This is a genomic window from Candidatus Polarisedimenticolaceae bacterium, from assembly GCA_036275915.1.
GTDB lineage: Bacteria > Acidobacteriota > Polarisedimenticolia > Polarisedimenticolales > DASRJG01 > DASRJG01.
In genome coordinates this window covers 65,484-82,932 of the sequence record DASUCV010000023.1, presented here as the reverse complement: position 1 = coordinate 82,932, position 17,449 = coordinate 65,484, and the positions used below count along the sequence as shown (strand labels likewise).

At 69.8% G+C, this 17,449-nt stretch carries 12 protein-coding genes and 1 tRNA gene; 11 read left to right on the top strand and 2 right to left on the bottom strand.

The annotated features are described in order from the left end of the window. Window positions 1-6: 6 nt before the first annotated feature. Window positions 7-1,731, bottom strand: coding sequence for an N-acetylmuramoyl-L-alanine amidase (locus tag VFV19_19340; GenBank protein ID HEX4826462.1), 1,725 nt, complete (start codon window positions 1,729-1,731; stop codon window positions 7-9). Between the two features lie 2 nt (window positions 1,732-1,733). Further along, window positions 1,734-2,555, bottom strand: coding sequence for a hypothetical protein (locus VFV19_19335; GenBank protein ID HEX4826461.1), 822 nt, complete (start codon window positions 2,553-2,555; stop codon window positions 1,734-1,736). Window positions 2,556-2,670: 115 nt separating this feature from the next. Here VFV19_19335 and VFV19_19330 point away from each other — a divergent pair, with 115 nt between their 5' ends. The 11 genes from VFV19_19330 to VFV19_19280 all read left to right on the top strand — a co-directional run bounded on the left by VFV19_19330 (window position 2,671) and on the right by VFV19_19280 (window position 17,426). Then, a complete protein-coding gene (locus VFV19_19330; GenBank protein HEX4826460.1) occupies window positions 2,671-4,644 on the top strand; it encodes a carboxypeptidase-like regulatory domain-containing protein in 1,974 nt (657 codons plus the stop codon). 22 nt (window positions 4,645-4,666) lie between these two features. Next, window positions 4,667-7,453 (top strand): ATP-binding protein, encoded by a 2,787-nt coding sequence (locus tag VFV19_19325; protein ID HEX4826459.1) that lies wholly within the window; start codon window positions 4,667-4,669, stop codon window positions 7,451-7,453. Between the two features lie 21 nt (window positions 7,454-7,474). Then, complete coding sequence (locus tag VFV19_19320; GenBank protein HEX4826458.1) at window positions 7,475-8,869, top strand: sigma-54 dependent transcriptional regulator; 1,395 nt, start codon at window positions 7,475-7,477, stop codon at window positions 8,867-8,869. A gap of 255 nt (window positions 8,870-9,124) precedes the next feature. Then, complete coding sequence (locus VFV19_19315; GenBank protein ID HEX4826457.1) at window positions 9,125-12,292, top strand: carboxypeptidase regulatory-like domain-containing protein; 3,168 nt, start codon at window positions 9,125-9,127, stop codon at window positions 12,290-12,292. A 66-nt stretch (window positions 12,293-12,358) separates the two neighbouring features. Next, window positions 12,359-13,825 carry a GWxTD domain-containing protein gene (locus VFV19_19310; GenBank protein HEX4826456.1) on the top strand — a complete coding sequence of 489 codons (1,467 nt, stop codon included), beginning with the start codon at window positions 12,359-12,361 and terminating at the stop codon, window positions 13,823-13,825. A gap of 11 nt (window positions 13,826-13,836) precedes the next feature. Then, complete coding sequence (gene cysS / locus VFV19_19305) at window positions 13,837-15,252, top strand: cysteine--tRNA ligase (protein HEX4826455.1); 1,416 nt, start codon at window positions 13,837-13,839, stop codon at window positions 15,250-15,252. 40 nt (window positions 15,253-15,292) lie between these two features. Further along, window positions 15,293-15,856, top strand: a complete 564-nt coding sequence (locus tag VFV19_19300) for a sigma-70 family RNA polymerase sigma factor (protein ID HEX4826454.1) — start codon at window positions 15,293-15,295, stop codon at window positions 15,854-15,856. Continuing rightward, window positions 15,853-16,443, top strand: coding sequence for a hypothetical protein (locus VFV19_19295; GenBank protein ID HEX4826453.1), 591 nt, complete (start codon window positions 15,853-15,855; stop codon window positions 16,441-16,443). The genes VFV19_19300 and VFV19_19295 overlap by 4 nt, the downstream gene beginning before the upstream one ends. Further along, complete coding sequence (locus tag VFV19_19290) at window positions 16,440-16,931, top strand: hypothetical protein (protein ID HEX4826452.1); 492 nt, start codon at window positions 16,440-16,442, stop codon at window positions 16,929-16,931. Before VFV19_19295 ends, VFV19_19290 begins: the two co-directional genes overlap by 4 nt. After that, the gene (locus VFV19_19285) at window positions 16,844-17,293 is read left to right on the top strand and encodes a YraN family protein (protein ID HEX4826451.1); all 450 of its coding nucleotides are present in this window, start codon (window positions 16,844-16,846) and stop codon (window positions 17,291-17,293) included. Before VFV19_19290 ends, VFV19_19285 begins: the two co-directional genes overlap by 88 nt. Window positions 17,294-17,350: 57 nt before the next feature. Further along, window positions 17,351-17,426 (top strand) — tRNA-Gly (locus VFV19_19280). Window positions 17,427-17,449: the final 23 nt, after the last annotated feature.

Below are 17,449 nucleotides of genomic sequence, written 5' to 3'. Positions count from 1 at the left end.
ATCGACTCACTTGCCCTTCCCGGACCCGCGGCCACCCTTGCCGAAGTACGTCGCCAGCGCATCGGAGAGCGAGGCCGCCAGCCGGTCGCGATCGGCGGCGTGGGCCAGAAGCGCGGCATCGTCGGCGTTGTTGAGGTTCACCATCTCGACGAGGACCTTCGCCGGGACCGCGTTCCCCTTGAGCACGGCGGGAAGCCAGATCTCGCCGCCGCGGATGACGCGATCGCGCACCGGCTGGAACGGCTGCACCGGGAGATCGTCCTTCTTGAGGTCCTGCACGATCGCGCCCGCGAGCTTGCGCGAGACCGCCTCCGAGCGGAGCCGGTCGCGCTGCGAGAAGCTCACGCGCGGCATCTCGCGCACCTCCTTGAACTGGAGATAGGTCGGGTCGCTCGAGCCCATCGTGCCCTTGCGGTAGGTCGATCCGGGGACGTAGACCATCGCGCCGCGGAGCGACGGGTGGCGCGCGTCGGCGTGCAGCGAGAGGAAGACGATCTTGTCGGGGTCGGTGCCCGCCTTCACGAGCTTGCGGAAGAGGGAGTTCGCCAGGTACCAGCGGAGGTTGACCGCCACCGCGGTCTCGCCGTCCTCGGCCGCGAGGAACGCCGGGCTCGTCAGGACCGTGCGCTTGCGGTTCGGCGCGATCGCGTCGCCGCTCGACGGCACCGCCCCGCTCACCGGATCGTCGAGGGTGAGATAGACCTTCGCGGCCGTCTTCGCCTCGAGGTCGCGCTTCAAGCGGCTCGCGACGTCGAAGACGTAGTCGTGCTCGAAGAGGCCGTGGCCGGTCGTGCCCGGGTCCATGCCGCCGTGCCCCGGGTCGACGATGACGACGACCCCCTTGAGCCCGCGCTGGATCGGCTTCTGCGGCCGCTCGACGAGCTCGCGCTGCACCGCGGCCGCCTGTTTCTCGACGGTCTTCCGGCGGGGATCGTCCCGCGGGAGGAACTCCGGCTCGAGCGCGTCCAGCGGGATGCGGATCTCCCAGCCGGCGGGGATGTCGGTGACGTCCTTGATCCCGCTCCTGCGCGCGATCGTCTTCGCGACGGCGTCGACGTCGTCGGGGGCGACGCGCCCGGTGTAGCGGAGGACGACCGCGGAGTAGAGCGCCTCTCCCGGCTTGATGACGTAGCTCGCGTACTCGCCCTCGTCGTCCTTCCCGTAGGCGAGCGCGACGTCGTCGCCGGCCGTTCCACGTCGAAGCGCGCGATCGAGCATCGCCGCGGGAATGCGCACCTGCTGCCCGCGCGAGAGCTCCGGGGAGTCGAGCGCGTTCGCCACGAGGAGCTCCTTGAAGCGCGCGCCATCCCCGGTGAACCACGAGGCGACCTGCCAGAGGCCCTCGTCGTAGACCGGCAGCGCGCTCGACTTCGCCACGTGGATCCAGTCGTCGCCCTCGAGCGTGTCTTGCGGGAAGACGTTGCGGAGCACGAACGCGCGCTTCGAACCGGAGAGGAGGGCGAGCGGCACGCGGTAGAACCCGTCGGAGGAACGGCCCGACGGTTTTTTCAGAGAGACGAGGAGCAGCTCGACCTGAGCCGGCGTCCCGGCCGCGCGCTGCGCAACCGCCTCCGCGGTCTCTCCCTCGCGCGGGCGGACCTCGAGAACGAGATCGCGTCCGCCGTCCAGGCGGACGCGGAACTCGCGGCTCAGCGTGAGCACCTCGCTCGGCGCGGTCGCCGCGGGCGCCGCTGCCAGCCACGCCGCGGCCACGAGGAGCGGCCACGCCATCGCTAGAAGTCCGGCGTGATCTGAAAGCGGTAGCCCGAAGGAGGCGTGCCCACGGTCGCCGGAACCGGCGTCGTCGCCCGCCGCGTGGCGACGATGCGCTGCGTCCGGTCGACCTTCACCGGCCCGTCGGCGCCGGGGATGAGGCCCTTGATCTCGGCGCGGATCGTGATGAGCTCGCCGTCGATCGACTCGGGTACGAGAACGAGCCGCAGGTTCTCGTCGTTCGCGCCGGACCCCAGCCGGAACTCGTAGGCGACCGATTCGCCGACGAACGAGTGCAGCTCGTTCGTCTGGAGCACTTCCGAGTGGTCGCCCGCGACCCCTTCGACCGCGACGAGGAAGCGCACGGGATCACCCGGAGGCGCGATCGGACCCGCGACCGCGCGATCGACCCGTTCGCCGTGAAGGGTGAGCACGAGCCGCCGCGCGCCGTCGCCGAAGATCTCGAACAGCCCGCTGCCGCCGTCCGCGAAGCTGAGGTCGCGTGTCGCGCGCGCGGGCCCCCGGCCCGTCGGCGTGACCGTCGAGGAGCACCGGAGGGTGATCTCGCCGTCCTCCCGGCCGGTGGGCGCCAGCGCGACCGTGAGACGTACGTCGAGCGCGCCGTCGCCCCAGGGCACCCTCAGGTCGATGATCTCCGGCCGCCGGGGACCGACTTCGGCGTCCTTCGTGATGCCGGTCGCCTCCGCCGGACCGTCCCCGACGGCGATCGCCTCGAGGTGGAGAAGGGCATGAGACTCGACCGAAACCGGCTGCAGCGCGAAGAGGGCCCCACTCGCGAGGAGGAGGACGGCGGGGACGCACGCGAGCCGGAGGATGCTCACGGCGCGTATCTTATAGAGCGGCGGGCGGTTGACAACATTCCGGCGCCGAACCTACACTCGAAACGCCGCCGGGGCCTCCCGCAATGTGGCGGTCCGGGCGACGGAAGGGGGCGCCATGGTCATGCACCGGTCGGCCGCCGCGGCCCTGCTCCTCGCGCTCATCGCTCTCTCGACACCGGCCCACGCGTCGGCCTCGCCGTCAGCGACCGTATCCGGCGACGTCAAGGACGAGCTGGGGCGCGCGCTCGCGGGCGCCGAGATCCTCGTCCTGTCGCCCGATCGCGCGGCGGCGGCGGCGAGCACGCTGTCGAACGTCAACGGACGATTCCTCGTCGATCATCTCGTCCCCGGGGTCTACCGGGTGGCGGCGCTCAAGTCCGGCTACGTCGCCGCGATCGGAATCGTCAACACCTATCTGCGCTCCTCGGTCGAGCTCGTTCTCCATCCCGTTCCCAAGGTCGACGACCCCCGCGCCAAGGCCGTTCAGGACGACATGTCGTGGGCGCTTCGCGTCCCGCCGAAGAGCGTGCTCGAGCATCTCGATCCGACGCCGCTCGTCGCGTCGAACGAGGCTGCCAAGGAGAAAGCGTTCCGCCTCCCCGACAGCATCCGGGGGCAATTCGAGCACGTCGTCGCGCTCGGCGCCTTCCGGCCGGACGGAGGCGGCCCAGCCTCGTCGCTCCAGGGGAACGAGACGCGGATGCAGTTCGCCGGAAACCTCGGCGACAGCGGCGCGATCCAGGTCGCCGGGCGGCACGGCAGTCTCGACTCCTCCGGCGATGTCCCGGCCGCGGCGGCGGTGAGCCGCGCCGCCTCCGATGTCGACGTCGATGTCTCGTACGACACCGGCGACGACGCCCGCCTCGCGATGCGCGCCTTCTACTCGACCGGCGATCTCGAGGTCGGCGAGCGGCCCGGCGTCATGAATCAGGGCGCGCGGCAGGGACAGCGCTCCTGGGGCTACGAAGGGCAGTGGCACAAGCAGGTCGACGGCACCTCGCGCGTCGCCGTGCAGGTCGGCATCCACGACGCCAGCCTCGATCTCGTGCGGAGCAGCGCCGAGAGCTTCGATGAGTCGCTCCGCGGTGCGTCCAACCGGTCGATCGGCGCCGAAGGGCAGTACGAGAGCCTCGCGGGTGACCACCATCTCCTGAAGTTCGGCGTGCGCGCCCAGGTCATGGACCTCGCGGCACCTCTCGCGCGGAGCGGCCGGGTCAGCGGCTCGTTCCCGATCGAGGGGCCGACCGGCTGGAGCCTCCTCATGGATGCCGAGGATCAGTGGTCGCTCTCGGGCCCGATCGCGATCATCTACGGCCTCGCGTACCGGCAAGGGTTCGACGGTCCGTTCACCGCCAGCGCCACACCGCGCGTCGGGGCATCGTGGACGAGCGGCCGCTTCCGCGGCCACGCCCAAGTCGAGTACCTGGCGACCGAGGACTGGAACGGCGGCGTCGCGCCTGCGAGCAGCTCGGCCGGCGTTCCGGTCGGCTACGAATTCGAGCTGCAGGCTCCCGTCACGCGCTCGGTCACGCTCCGCGGAACCGCGTCGTCCGTCCCCCTGCGCGCCAATGTCTGGAAGGACGAGGGGGACGCGAAGGACCTCCAGGATCTCTACGTCAGCGACGGTGAGGCCGCCGACCAGTTCGTGGCGTTGGCGCTCGAGCGCACCGCGGGGACCACGACCGTCACCTTCCGCGTCGCGCAGGGACGCGCCGAGGGCATCCTCGCGCCGGCGCTCGACCCCGACGTTCCGGTCCTCCTCCTCGCCGAGCGCACGCTGAGCTACCGGTCGGTCCGCCTGGGGACGCTCGCGTCGCGCACGGGGTCGTCGCTCTCGCTCGAGTACCGCGACATCGCCGACCAGGCCGCAGGCTCGCCGCTCGCGCAGGAGTCGCTCCAGACGATCGAGGCTGAGTTCGCGCAGCAGATCGCGCGGCTCGCCAGCGGGCGCGCGACGTGCCGCCTGCTCATCAGCGCGCGGAGCGCCCTCGGCCCGGGGCCGCGGTCGCCCGACGCCGATCCGTCCGAGGCGCGGCGCTTCGCCGCCCTCTATCAGCGCCTCGGCGCGGGCGTCTCGCTCGCGTTCTGAGAGATCGACGAGGACGCATCACGTGAGCCGACGCTCGCATCGCCTGAGATGGGCCGCCTTCGGGGCCGCGTCGGTCGTCCTCGGCATGTTCGGTCTCGCGGCGCTCGGACGCCGCCTGGCCGAGCGCACGCCGTTCACCGGGGTCGAGTGGGTGCAATCGGCCCGCGGCCCGGCGGTGCTCGTGGTCGAGCAGGGAAGCCCGGGTGCGTCCGCGGGGCTCCTTCCGGGTGACGTCGTACAGTCCGTGAACGGGGTCGCGCCGCGCAGCGTCATCGGGACGATGGACGCGCCGTGGCGGATTCCGGCCGGCGGCCGGCTGGCGCTCGTCGTCGAGCGGAGCGGCGCGACGTTCGAGACGTCGCTCCAGCCGGTTCGCCGCCGGGCGGCGCCCCGCCTCTACGCCTATCTCGCCGCCGTCGGGCTCGCGTGCTTCGCCTCGGGGCTTTTCATCGTCCTGCGCTGGCCGACGGTCCGCGGGGCCTGGGTGTACGGCAGCCTCGGCCTCGCCATGTTCGCCCGGCTCGTCTTCAGCCAGACAGGCGCGGCCGACACCTTCGACTGGGCGGTCCACTGGATCGACGAGGCCGCCGCGGCGATCGCGCCGGCCCTCCTCGTCCATCTCGCGTGGGGGCTCGCGCGCTTCGAGGGCGCGGCGCGCCGCGCGGTCCTCTCGTTCACGTACGCCGTCTCCGCTGCGCTCTTCGCGGCGGCCGTCTGGATGGAAGGGCTCGGCGGCGCCTACCGTTTCGAGGACCCGGTCGCCGCGGTCACCGGCCTCGACCGCTTGGGGATGGCCTTCCTCGCCGCCGCGGTCGCCTTCGCGACGCTCACGCTCGGCCTCTCGATGGCCCGCACGACGTCGTCGCTCCGCCGGAGCCAGATCCGCTGGATGCTCTGGGGCCTGGGCGTCGGGTTCGGGCCGTTCACCGCCATCTACGCCGTGCCGTGGGCGCTCGGCGACGTGGGGCCGTCGTGGAGCGAGCTCGGCGTCCTGTCGCTCATCGTCGTCCCCGCCGCGTTCACCGCGGCGATGGCCCGTTACCGCCTCCACGACCTCGATCTCATCCTGCGGAGGAGCCTCGCCGCCCTCGCGCTCGCCGTCGTCACCATCGCGACGTATGCGGCGGCGCTCGCCGGCTTGAGGCGTCTCGTCGTCGACCTCGAGCTGCCCGAGGCGGTGCTCGGCTTCCTCGCGGCGCTCCTGACCGCCATGCTCTACCCGCGCCTCCGCACGTGGATCCGCGTGGCCGTCGACCGCGGGTTCTACCGGGCCCGGTACAGCGACCGCGCGACCCTGCTCGAGTGGAGCCGCGAGCTGACCGCCGAGACCGATCTCGCCTCGCTCGTCGAGCGGCTCGAGGCGCGTGTCCGGGAGACGCTCGCGGTCCCCTCCGCGGTGGTCCTCGTCCGGGGCGCGGGCACACGGTTCGAGAGACCGGGTCCGGCGGGCGCTCGCGCGACGGTCGAGCTGAAGCGTACGGTGCTCGATCACCTCGAGCGTCATCCGTCCTACGCGCTCGACGCATCGGGCCTTCCCGGCATGCCCGAGGCGCGCCACGTCTTCGGCATGAAGGTGAAGGGGCGCGTCTCGGCGCTCCTCGCCGTCGCCGAGCGCGGCGCGTTCGAGTCCCCGCTGTCGAGCGAGGATCGCGACCTCCTCGCGACGCTCTGCGCCCACGCGGCGGCGGCGGTCGAGGCGGCCCGGCTCGTCCTCGACGTGCGCCAGCACGCCGCCGAGGTCGAGTCGCTCAAGGCGCTCCAGGAGCGCATCCTCGAGAGCAGCGGCGTCGGCCTCCTCCTCGTCGACGCGGACGGCCGAATCCGCGCGTGGAATCGGCGGCTCGAGGAGATCTACGGCCTCCCGCGCGAAGAGACGCTCGGCCGTCTCCTGAGCGAGGTCTTCCCGCTCCACACGATTCGCCGGATCGAGCGTGAGCTGGCCGCGGTGGGGCCCGGGGTCGAGGCGCGCATCTACCGCCACGCCCTCGTCAACCACGCCGGCGAGCGCATCGTCGTCAACGTCGCGCTCTCGCCGCTCGCGGCCGACGACGGCGATGGCGCGCGCGTCGCGACGTTCGACGACATCACCGCCCGCGTCAAGCTCGAGGAGCAGGTCCTGCAGCAGGAGCGCCTCGCCTCGCTCGGCCTCCTCGCCGCCGGGGTGGCGCACGAGGTCAACACGCCGCTCACCGGGATCTCGAGCTATGCGCAGATCCTCCTCGAGGACCTCGCCGCGGACGATCCGCGCAGGAGCACTCTCGAGAAGATCGAGGTGCAGACGCGGCGAGCGTCGTCGATCGCGAACTCGCTCCTGAACCTCGCGCGCCCCGAGCGCTCGACGTTCGAGATGCTGCCGCTCAACGATGCCGTGCACGAGGTGATCAAGCTCTTCGAGCCGCAGATCCGCGACAAGAAGATCACGCTCCGCGCCGACCTCGGGCCCGACCTCCCGGACGTGCGGGGCCACCGCGGCAAGCTGCAGCAGGTGCTGCTCAACCTCCTCTCGAACGCGCGCGACGCCGTCGAGGGGGGCGGGCACATCACCGTGCGCACGGCACGGCGCGACGACCGCGTCGTGCTCGAGGTGCAGGACGACGGCGTCGGGATTGCCGACGAGGACCTGCCCCACATCTTCGACCCGTTCTTCACGACGAAGGGACGGGGCAAGGGGACGGGGCTCGGCCTCTCGATCAGCTACGGGATCGTCCGCGAGCACGACGGCGCGATGCTGGTCGAGAGCGTTCCCGGCGAGTTCACACGTTTTCGCGTCGACCTGCCGGTCCGCGCGACGGCCCAAGCGCTCGCCTGACCCCTGCTAGAATCGCCTCCGATGTCGAGTGAAGCCGCGGTCACGACGTCGGCCGGCCGCATCCTGATCGTCGACGACGAGCCGGTGGTCACGGACGTGCTCGGCACGCTCCTCCGCAAGGAAGGGCACGACGTCCTCACGGCGGCCGATGCGGAGGCCGGGCGTGCGCTCCTCGACGCCGAGGGACCTTGGGACGCGGTCCTCCTCGACGTCATGCTCCCGGACGCCGACGGCCTCGAGGTCCTGCGCTGGATCCGCAGCCGCGACGCCGATCTCGCCGTCCTCATGATCACCGCCTTCGGCACCGTGGAGAACGCCGTCGCCGCCATGAAGCTCGGCGCCTTCCACTACCTGACGAAGCCGTTCAAGAACGAGGAGGTGCGCCTCCTCGTCGCTCAGGCCATCGGCACCACACGCCTGCGCACCGAGAACAAGGACCTGAAGCGCGCCCTCGAGCAGCGCTACCGCTACGAGAAGATCGTCGGCAAGTCGCGCGCGATGCAGGAGGTCTACCGGTTCATCGACCAGGTTGCGCAGAGCCGCGCCACCGTTCTCATCTACGGCGAGAGCGGCACCGGCAAGGAGCTCGTCGCGCAGGCGATCCACCGGCGCAGCACGCGCGCCGACCACCCGTTCGTCGTCGTCAACAGCCACAGCATCCCCGCCGATCTGCTCGAGGACAACCTCTTCGGGCACGCCAAGGGTGCGTTCACCGGGGCGTCCTCCTCGAAGATCGGCCTCCTCGAGGTCGCCGAGGGCGGCACGGTCCTGTTCGACGAGATCTCGACCGTCTCCCCGGACGTGCAGACGAAGCTCCTCCGGGTGATGCAGGACAAGGAGTTCCTGCCGCTCGGCGCGCTCGAGAGCCGGACCGTCGACGTCCGGATCATCGCGGCGACCAACGAGGACCTCAGGGATCTCATCGAGGTGGGACGGTTCCGCGAAGATCTCTACTACCGTCTCAACGTCATCAGCATCTCCATCCCGCCCCTGCGCGAGCGCCTGGAAGACATCCCGGTCCTCGTCGAGCACTTCCTCGCCAAGTTCAACGCCGAGAACGGCAAGAGCGTCCTCCGGGTCGCGCCGGAGGTCGTCGAGCGGTTCTTCACGTACGGCTGGCCGGGCAACGTGCGCGAGCTCGAGAACGTGGTCGAGCGGGGCGTCGTCCTCGCGCGGGGGGACGAGATCGGTCTCGACCTCTTATCGAAGGATCTCGCCCAATTCTCGACGATGCCGCCCATCCCGTCCCTTCCGGACGACGTGCCGTTCTACGACGCGGTGAGCCGTTACGAACGGCGCCTGATCGAGGGCGCGCTACGGCGGACCGGCGGCGTGCAGAAGCAGGCCGCGGAGATCCTGGGCCTGAAGCCCACGACCCTCAACGAAAAGATCAAACGGCTCGGCATCGTCGTCTGACCCCTGCGGAGCGATCACCGCGCGGGTTGGCGGCCCCCGGCAGCCTCTCCACCCTTTCCGGGCTAAATATTCTCCGTCAAGGAGGAGGGGGCTTTGGTTGACGGAAACGCGCCGTCGGTGCTACATAGACGCGCGCTCGAACGATATCTTCGTGGGCGGGGCGCGGGTGCTGCGGCACTCGAAAGGGGCGTTCATCGTTCGGTCCGGGGGCGGGCGCGAGCTCTTCCCGGTTGTTCAGGCGGAGGGGTCATCCACATGAAGCTGCGGGCGCTGTTTGCCACGCTCGCCGTTGCGGCGTTGACGGTCACCGTCGCGTCCGCGCAGGCGACGGGCGGGCTCAAGATCCGTGTCATCGACAATGCCGACAAATCGCCGGTCATCGGTGCCGCGGTCACGCTGAGCAACACCAACAAGTACGTCGCCACCACGTCGGTCATCACGAAGCCCGACGGATCCGCGATCTTCCCGGTTCTCCGCGTCGGGTCAGGCTACGTCATCCAGGTCATCATGGATGGCTACGCCGGAGTGCGTCAGGATCTCGAGGTCCAGAACGGGCAGATGAAAGAGTTCGTCATCGCGCTCGTGCCCGAGCACGTCGAGAAGGTCACCGTCATCGGCGAGAAGCAGACGATCGATCTCGACAACAACGAGAACTCGACGAAGTTCTCGTCCGACTTCATCGCCGACCTGCCGGTCGCCGGGCGCTTCTACCAAAACGTCATCGCTCTGGCGCCCGGGGTCCAAGATCCGAACGGCGACGGCAACCCGAACGTCAACGGCGCGCGCGACCGCGACTTCAAGACGTCGGTCGGCGGCGTCAGCAACGTCGATCCGCTCACCGGCCAGTTCCTGAACCAGATCAACAGCGACTCGATCGAGGACCTCACCGTCATCACGTCGGGCGCCGGCGCCGAGTTCGGACGCGCGCAGGGTGGGTTCGCGACGATCATCCAGAAGCAGGGCTCGAACGACTTCGAAGGTATCTTCGGGATGATCTACAGCTCGAAGAAGCTCGACGGGAGCGGCTCGACCGGCATCTCGAACAGCCAGTTTCCGGACTTCTACCGCTATGACCCGTCCCTCCAGGTCTCCGGACCGATCGTCCGCGACAAGCTCTGGTACCGGCTGTCGGAAGAATTGGTCAAGCGCGAGGACCCGGTCATCCTCGGGACCGGCGGTAGTGTGGCGACGACCGGCACGACGCGCGTGTCGACCGACAACCAGCTCACCTGGCAGGTCAGCAACAGGAACAAGCTGGCTTTCACTTTCCGCGCGGACCCGCTCCAGCAGACGAACTTTGGAGTGAGCTTGCTCGTTCCGGTCGAGTCGAGCGTCGACCGGAAGTTCGGCGGCCCGACCTACACGCTCACCTGGACGGCTCCTTACTCGCCGAGCCTCCTCATCGACTCCACGGTCGCCTTCCAGGACACCCACCTCGACCTCACGCCGACCGCCGCGGGCGTCCCCAACAACTGCCATACGCCCGCGTACCTCGGCAACGCGCAGTGCTTCGATTTCAGCTCGGGGAACTTCAGCGGCTCATCGAACCAGGAATGGCACGACTCCCGCCAGCGCCTGACCGTTCGCAGCGACGCGACGTACTTCAAGGGCCGCATGTGGGGGATGAACCATCAGTTCAAGTTCGGATTCGTCGTCGAGAACGAGCGCTACTTCAAGAACCTCGTGCGGACGCCGAACTTCACGACGTTCGTCGGCAGCGATCCGAACAACCCAGGCCATATCGGCACTTACTACACCGTCGCCGCGTCGGTCGACCCCAGCAGCGACCAGACCGCGACCGGGACCAACTGGGGGGTCTACGGCGAGGACGTGATTCGCCCGATATCGAACCTCTCGATCACGCTCGGCGTGCGGATCGAGCAGGAGAACCTCCACGCGCAGGGGTACGAGCCGTTCGATCCCCAGGCCGAATCCACCGCCTTTCTAGCCGCGACGGCGGGGTTGACGAATCCGGATCAGGCGTCGGTCCCGATGCAAAACGCTTTCGTCGCGTACGAGGACATCCAGGGCTCCCTGAACGCCATCGCGGGCCAGTTTCCGGGCGCGGATTTCCAGTTCGGGGCCTACACGACGCAGCTCGCCTTCTGGAAGAAGTTCCGACGCCCCGCGGACATGAACATCAACAACACGAACATCGCTCCGCGGCTCTCGATCGCCTGGGACCCCTGGAACGACGGAAAGAGCAAGTTCTCTGCGTCGGGCGGCAGGTACTACAACAACATCCCGCTCATCATCCCGACGGCGGAGAGCGAGCCGGTCATCGTGACCTTCGACGCGTTCGCGCCCGCGGGCGGTGGCTCGACCGGGACGACGGCGATCACGTACGTCCCCACGTTCAGCTTCTCGACCGTCGACCGCAACATCAAGACGCCGTACCAGGACGAGTACTCGATCGGCTTCGAGCGGAACCTCTGGCAGGAAAGCACGATCAAGGTCAGCTACATCCACCGTAGCTTCAAGAAGCAGCTTCAGGACATCGACATCAACCAGATCCCGGGCGACTATGGCCGCTGCCTCGTTCCGCTCGGCACCGGGCAGCCGACGTTGGCCCCGAGCCCCGGGACCGGCCCGATCATCGATCCGTACACCGGCCAGACCTACCAGGACACCGATCCCGGGATCGGTGACGGCCGCCTCGACGACTGCACCGGCCAAAACGTACAGGCGACGGTGCCCAATTCAGACGGGGGAAATGGCCACGGCACGGCGACCGTCGAGCGCCCGGACGGCGTTCCCGACCTCTATGTGTTGAACCCGGGCTGGGGGAGCATCTTCCAGATCGGCAACTACAACCATTCGCAGTACGACGGCCTCATCCTCGAGTTCGTCCGCCGGCAGTACAAGAACTGGCAGATGGAGGCGTCGTACACCCTCTCCAAGGCGACGGGCAACGGCGAGGACTTCAACCAGGCCCTCGGCGATGACCGCTCGACCCTCGACGCCGAACAGGGTTACCAGTCGTTCGACGTCCGCCACTCGGTCAAGTTCAACGCGACGACCGTCACGCCGTGGGGCTTCCGCCTCGGTGGCGCCGTTCAGTGGCAATCCGGTCTCCCGTACTCGATCCTGATCCGCCGCATCTCCTCCACGACGGCGCTCCCGATCTATCTGTCGCCGTTCGGTCAGCAGTACACGCGCGTGCGGATCGCGTACCCGACCCATCACCGCAACGATCAGCGGAATCAAGGCTACTGGAACTTCGACACGAAGTTCGTCAAGGAAATGAATCTCGGCAAGGGGATGAACCTCCAGCTCACCGCCGAGATCTTCAACCTGTTCGGTGAGAACACCTATCGCATCTACAACGACTTCACGAACAGCGGCCAGCAGCTGAACGGCACGAACGACGGGACGCGCGCGTTCGGCCGGCAGTACCAGATTGGGATGCGCCTGGCGTTCTGATCGTCGCTCGCTCGTACGTTTCCGGAGGCCGCCTCAGGGCGGCCTCCGCCGTTTCGAGGACGTCGCATGGTGCCTCGGTTCGGGCGGCTCCTCTGCCTCGTGGCGTCGCTCGCGATGCCGCCGGCGGCGGCCCATGCGTCCCCGGGCCCGCCGCCCCTCAAGACGTGGCGTGACGGGCCGGCGCGGCTCCTCCTGAAGGACGACGAGTACCAGAAGTTCGGAGCCATCAAGACCGACGACGAGCGCCGGAGCTTCATCGATGCGTTCTGGAAGGGTCTCGCCGCGGCGCCCGATGCGGGCGGTCGCGATTTCAGGGCGGACTTCGAGGAGCGCGCGGCGGTCGCCGCCCAGCGGTTTTCGACGATCGAGCAGAGCGGGTGGAATACGGTGCGCGGCCGGGTCTACATCCTCCTCGGAGAGCCCGAGACGATCCGCCTCGAGTCGGGAGGCATGAAGGCGGTGGAGAAGGAGGTCTGGGTCTACCCGAGCTCGCCCGGGGCGCAAGGCGGGCTCGAGGTCGCCTTCTACCGCTGCGGCGACGGCACCTACCGGACCGATCCCGCGTGCGACCCCGTGCACGACACCTCGTCCGTGTCGTTCGACTGGGAGCGGCACGACACGCTGCGCAGCCTTCGGCTCCTGCATCCCGACGTTTCGTTCGAGGGGCTCGAGCACATGCTCATCGAGACGCTGGCCTCGCTGCCGCGCGAGTCGACGCCGTCGAGCCTGACCTCGAACTCGCCGGCCGCGAAGGACGACGCCGGAGCGACCCCGTCGGCGGACGACGCCCTCGACGTCGAGCCGTACTACTTCCGCGCGCAGGACGGGACGGTGCTCGTCTTCCTCACGCTCGAGATGCACGACGACGACCCGGCCGCCCAGGCCGGTCGCTACCTCGCGGCCGCATCGTTCGAGCGGGTCGACGGGCGCGGGGCCAAGGTCCGGGGCGCCGCCGTCCACACGACCCCGCTCGACCGCGTGGCCCGGGACGGCCGGGCGCCGATCTTCTTCGGTCGCGCCTACCTCGAGCCGGGGAGGACGTACGCCGCGCGCTACGCGCTCCGCGACGAGACGCGGAACGAGCTCCTCGTCCGCCGCGGCGAACTCACCGTCCCCGATCTGAGCACCGGTCTCGCGGCCAGCTCGCTCGTCCTCGCAGAGCAATTCGGCCCGGCGCACGACGGGTCGGAGCGCTACCGGATCGGATCGGAGGAGGTCGTTCCCCGCGTCGGCGCGACGTTCCGCCGGAACGAGCTGCTCCGGGTCTACCTCCAAGTCTACGGAGCGGCGCTCGACCCGGAGAAGCACGCGGCGCGCGTCGACGTCGTCTACCGCTTCGAACGGGTCGTCGACGGCACACGGAAGAAGTTCCGCAAGCCTTACTCGGTCCGCGAAGCGGCCGGCGCCGCGATGGGCCTCGCGCTGCCGATCGGCGACTGGCCGGCGGGCCCGTACCGCGTGCGCGTCGACCTCCACGACCGCGTCTCGGGTGAGCGCGTCAGCGCGGACGGAGCGTTCACCGTCATCGAGTAGAATGCGCCGTTATGCGCGTCTACAACACGCTCACGCGTTCGGTCGAGCCGCTCGTGCCCGGCGAGCCCGGCCACGTCCGGCTCTACACCTGCGGCCCGACGGTCTACGACTTCGCCCACATCGGGAACTTCCGCACCTACGTCTGGGAGGACCTGCTCCGGCGCGCGCTCAAGTACCTGGGGTTCCGCGTGACCCAGGTCATGAACATCACCGACATCGAGGACAAGATCATCGCGAAGGCGATCGCCTCGGGGAGGTCGATCGGCGACGTCACCGAGCCTTTCATCCGCGCTTTCTTCGAAGACCTCGACACGCTCGCGATCGAGCGGGCCGAGCATTACCCCCGCGCGACCGATCACATCCCCGAGATGCTCGCGATCGCGGCGACGCTCAAGGACAAGGGGCTGACATACGAGAGCCAGGGGTCGCTCTACTTCCGCATCGACGCGTTCCCGGGCTACGGGCGCCTGTCGAACCTGGAGAAGCGGGAGATCAAGGTCGGCGCCAGGGTCGACAGCGACGAGTACGACAAGGACGACGCAAGGGACTTCGTGCTCTGGAAGGGACACCGCGAGGGGGAGCCGAAGTGGGACGGGCCGTTCGGCCCGGGCCGCCCGGGCTGGCACCTCGAGTGCTCGGCGATGAGCATGAAGTACCTCGGCGAGAGCTTCGACCTCCACACCGGCGGCGTGGACAACATCTTTCCCCACCACGAGAACGAGATCGCGCAGAGCGAAGGCGCGACCGGCCGGCCGTTCGTCCGGACGTGGATGCACGCGGCGCACCTCATGGTCGACGGCGAGAAGATGGCGAAGTCGAAGGGGAACTTCTACACACTGCGCGACCTGATCGCCCGCGGCCACGACGCGCGCGCGCTGCGCTACCTCCTCCTGACGACGCACTACCGCACGCCGCTCAACTTCACCTTCGACGCCCTCGCCCGCGCCGCCGGCGAGCTCGAGCGCCTGGACGCCGTTCACGCCCGGCTCGGCGAAGCGGCCGCTGCCGGGGACGACGGCTTCCACTTGGAGTTCGACGCGCGCGCGGATACGATCGAGCGTGAGATCAAGGACGCCCTCGCCGACGATCTCAACGTCAGCGGCGCGACGGGCGCTCTCTTCCGCCTCGTCCGCGAGACGAACGCCGCCCTCGACCGCGGGGAGCTTCCCGGGGGGAGCGTGGCCTCGCTCAAGGCGCGCCTCGCACGCATCGACGAGGTCTTCGCCGTCCTGCCGCGGGGAGGTGAAGCGCTCCTCGACCCGGAGGTCGAGGCGCTGGTCGCCCAGCGCACCGCGGCGCGGAAGTCCAAGAACTTCGCCGAATCGGACCGGATTCGCGACCTCCTGGCAGCCCGTGGCATCGTTCTCGAGGACACCCCGCAAGGGGTGCGCTGGCGGCGCGCGCTCGCCGGCCCCCTCTCGGACTAAACCCCCGGGGCCCGGCCACCGGTCGAACGGTACGGGAAACGTGGACGACGCGAGCGCATCGCCGGCCCTCGAGCGCGAGCTCATCGACCGGAGCCGGCGCGGCGACCGGGCCGCGTTCGATGCGATCGTCGTCGCGCATCGCCTCACGGTCTACCGTGTGGCGCGCCGGATCCTCGGGTCGCACGAGGCGGCCGACGAAGCGGCGCAGGAGACGTTCGTGAGGGCGTGGAAGTCGCTCGGCCAGTTCCGCGGGGATGCGCGCCTCTCGACGTGGCTCGTCCGGATCGCCCTCAACGTGAGCCGCACCCAGGTCGCGGCGCGCCGCGCCGAAAGCTCTTTGGACGAGGCCGAGCTGATCGCCGACGGCGGAGAGAGTCCCGACACCGCCGCCGAGCGCGCCGAATCCGGGCAGCGCGTGCGCCGCGCGGTCGCTGCGCTGCCGCCGCGGCAGCGCGAGGTCGTCCTCCTCAAGGTCTTTTCCGGCATGACCTACGAGGAGGTCGCCGCCGCGATGGAGCTCTCCGTCGGCGCGGTGAAGGCCCACTTCCATCAGGCGGTTCACAATCTCAAGCGCCGCATGAGCGCGCTCGGAGTGGAGCGATGAGCCGGATCGACTGCGAGCGATTCTCCACGCTGCTGGCCGAGCTTCTCGCCGAGGCGCCGTCCGGCCCGTCGGATCCGCGCGCCGAGGCGATCCGAGAGCACGCGCGCGCCTGTCCGGCGTGCGCGGAAAGCGCCGACCTCGTGGCACTCGCCGTCACGCCCGCCGGCCGGCGCGATCCGATCGACGACCCCGGTCCCGCGTACTGGGATGATTTCGGGCGGCGCCTGCACGGCCGCCTCGGCGCGCGCTTCAGGATCGGGCGCGTCGCCGTCCTCGCCGCGGCGGCGGCGGCGGTCGCTGGCGCGATCGTCTGGGTCGGGATGGCGCGGCACGATCAGGCCCCGGTCGCGGCGGCCGGCGGTTACCCATCCGCAACGTCCGCTCCCGCCGTGGCTCTCGACGACGCGGCCGCGCCGGACGAGGATGCCTCCGTCGACTTCGGCGCGCCGGAGCCCTTGGACGCCTACGCCGACGACGATGCGGGCGGGTTGTTTCCGGCCGTCGACCAGCTGAGCAAGGCCGAGCAGGAGCGCCTCGTGCGCCGCCTCAAAGAAGAGGAAGCTCGCGTGAAGCGGAGTGCGACATGAAGCTGAGACCCGTTCTGGCCGCCGTGGCGATCGCCGCCGGTGTTTTCGCGACGGCGCGGGCCCAAGACGAGCGACCGGCCGCCGAGCAGATGCGACGGCTCTTCGCGGCACGCCTCAAGGCCGACGTCGGCCTCGACGACACGCAGGTGGCGACGGTTCTCCCGAAGATCGAGGCGCTCGAGAAGGCGCGGCGCGACACGGGGCGCGAGCGCCGTCGCCTCGTGCGCGAGCTCCGTCAGGGGATCGAGAGCGGGATGCCGGACGCCGATCTCCAGCAACGCCTCGACGCGCTCGACCGGCTGGGACAGGAGGGCGAGCGCTCGACGCGCGCGGGCCTCCAGGAGGTCGATCGCGACCTCACGGTTCCCCAGCGAGTGCGTCTGCGCTTCCTCCTCGTTCAATTCCGCGACGAGATGCGCAGGAGCATCCAGGACGCCGGCGGCATCCACCGGCAACGGCGCTCGCCGCCCGCCGGGCCGCCCCCCTGAGCACGCCGCGCACCCTCGGCGCGGCGGGGGAAGACGCCGCCTGCCGCTGGCTCGCGCAATGCGGCCTCGACGTCGTTGCCCGAGGGTTCCGGTCGCGCTACGGCGAGATCGACGTCGTCGCCCTCGACCGAGGAACGGTCGTCTTCGTCGAGGTGAAGACGCGCACCCCCGGTGGGATCGCGCCGCCCGCCGACGCCGTCACCGGCCTCAAGCGGCACCGCCTCGTGCGGACCGCCGCGCTCTGGCTGGCGCGCGCGCGAGCCGGCGAGAGCCCTTGTCGCTTCGACGTCATCGAGGTCGAGCCGCGAGAGGGGCGTTGGCGGATCCGCCATCGCCGCGACGCCTTCCGCCCGGGCGATTGACGGTCGTCCCGCCGTCCGATATCCTCAGCGACTTGCCGGGCGGCTTTCGCCCGAAAGGCGGGAATAGCTCAGTTGGTAGAGCACGACCTTGCCAAGGTCGGGGTCGCGGGTTCGAGTCCCGTTTCCCGCTCCAGACTGCTCATCGTCCTCCTCGCG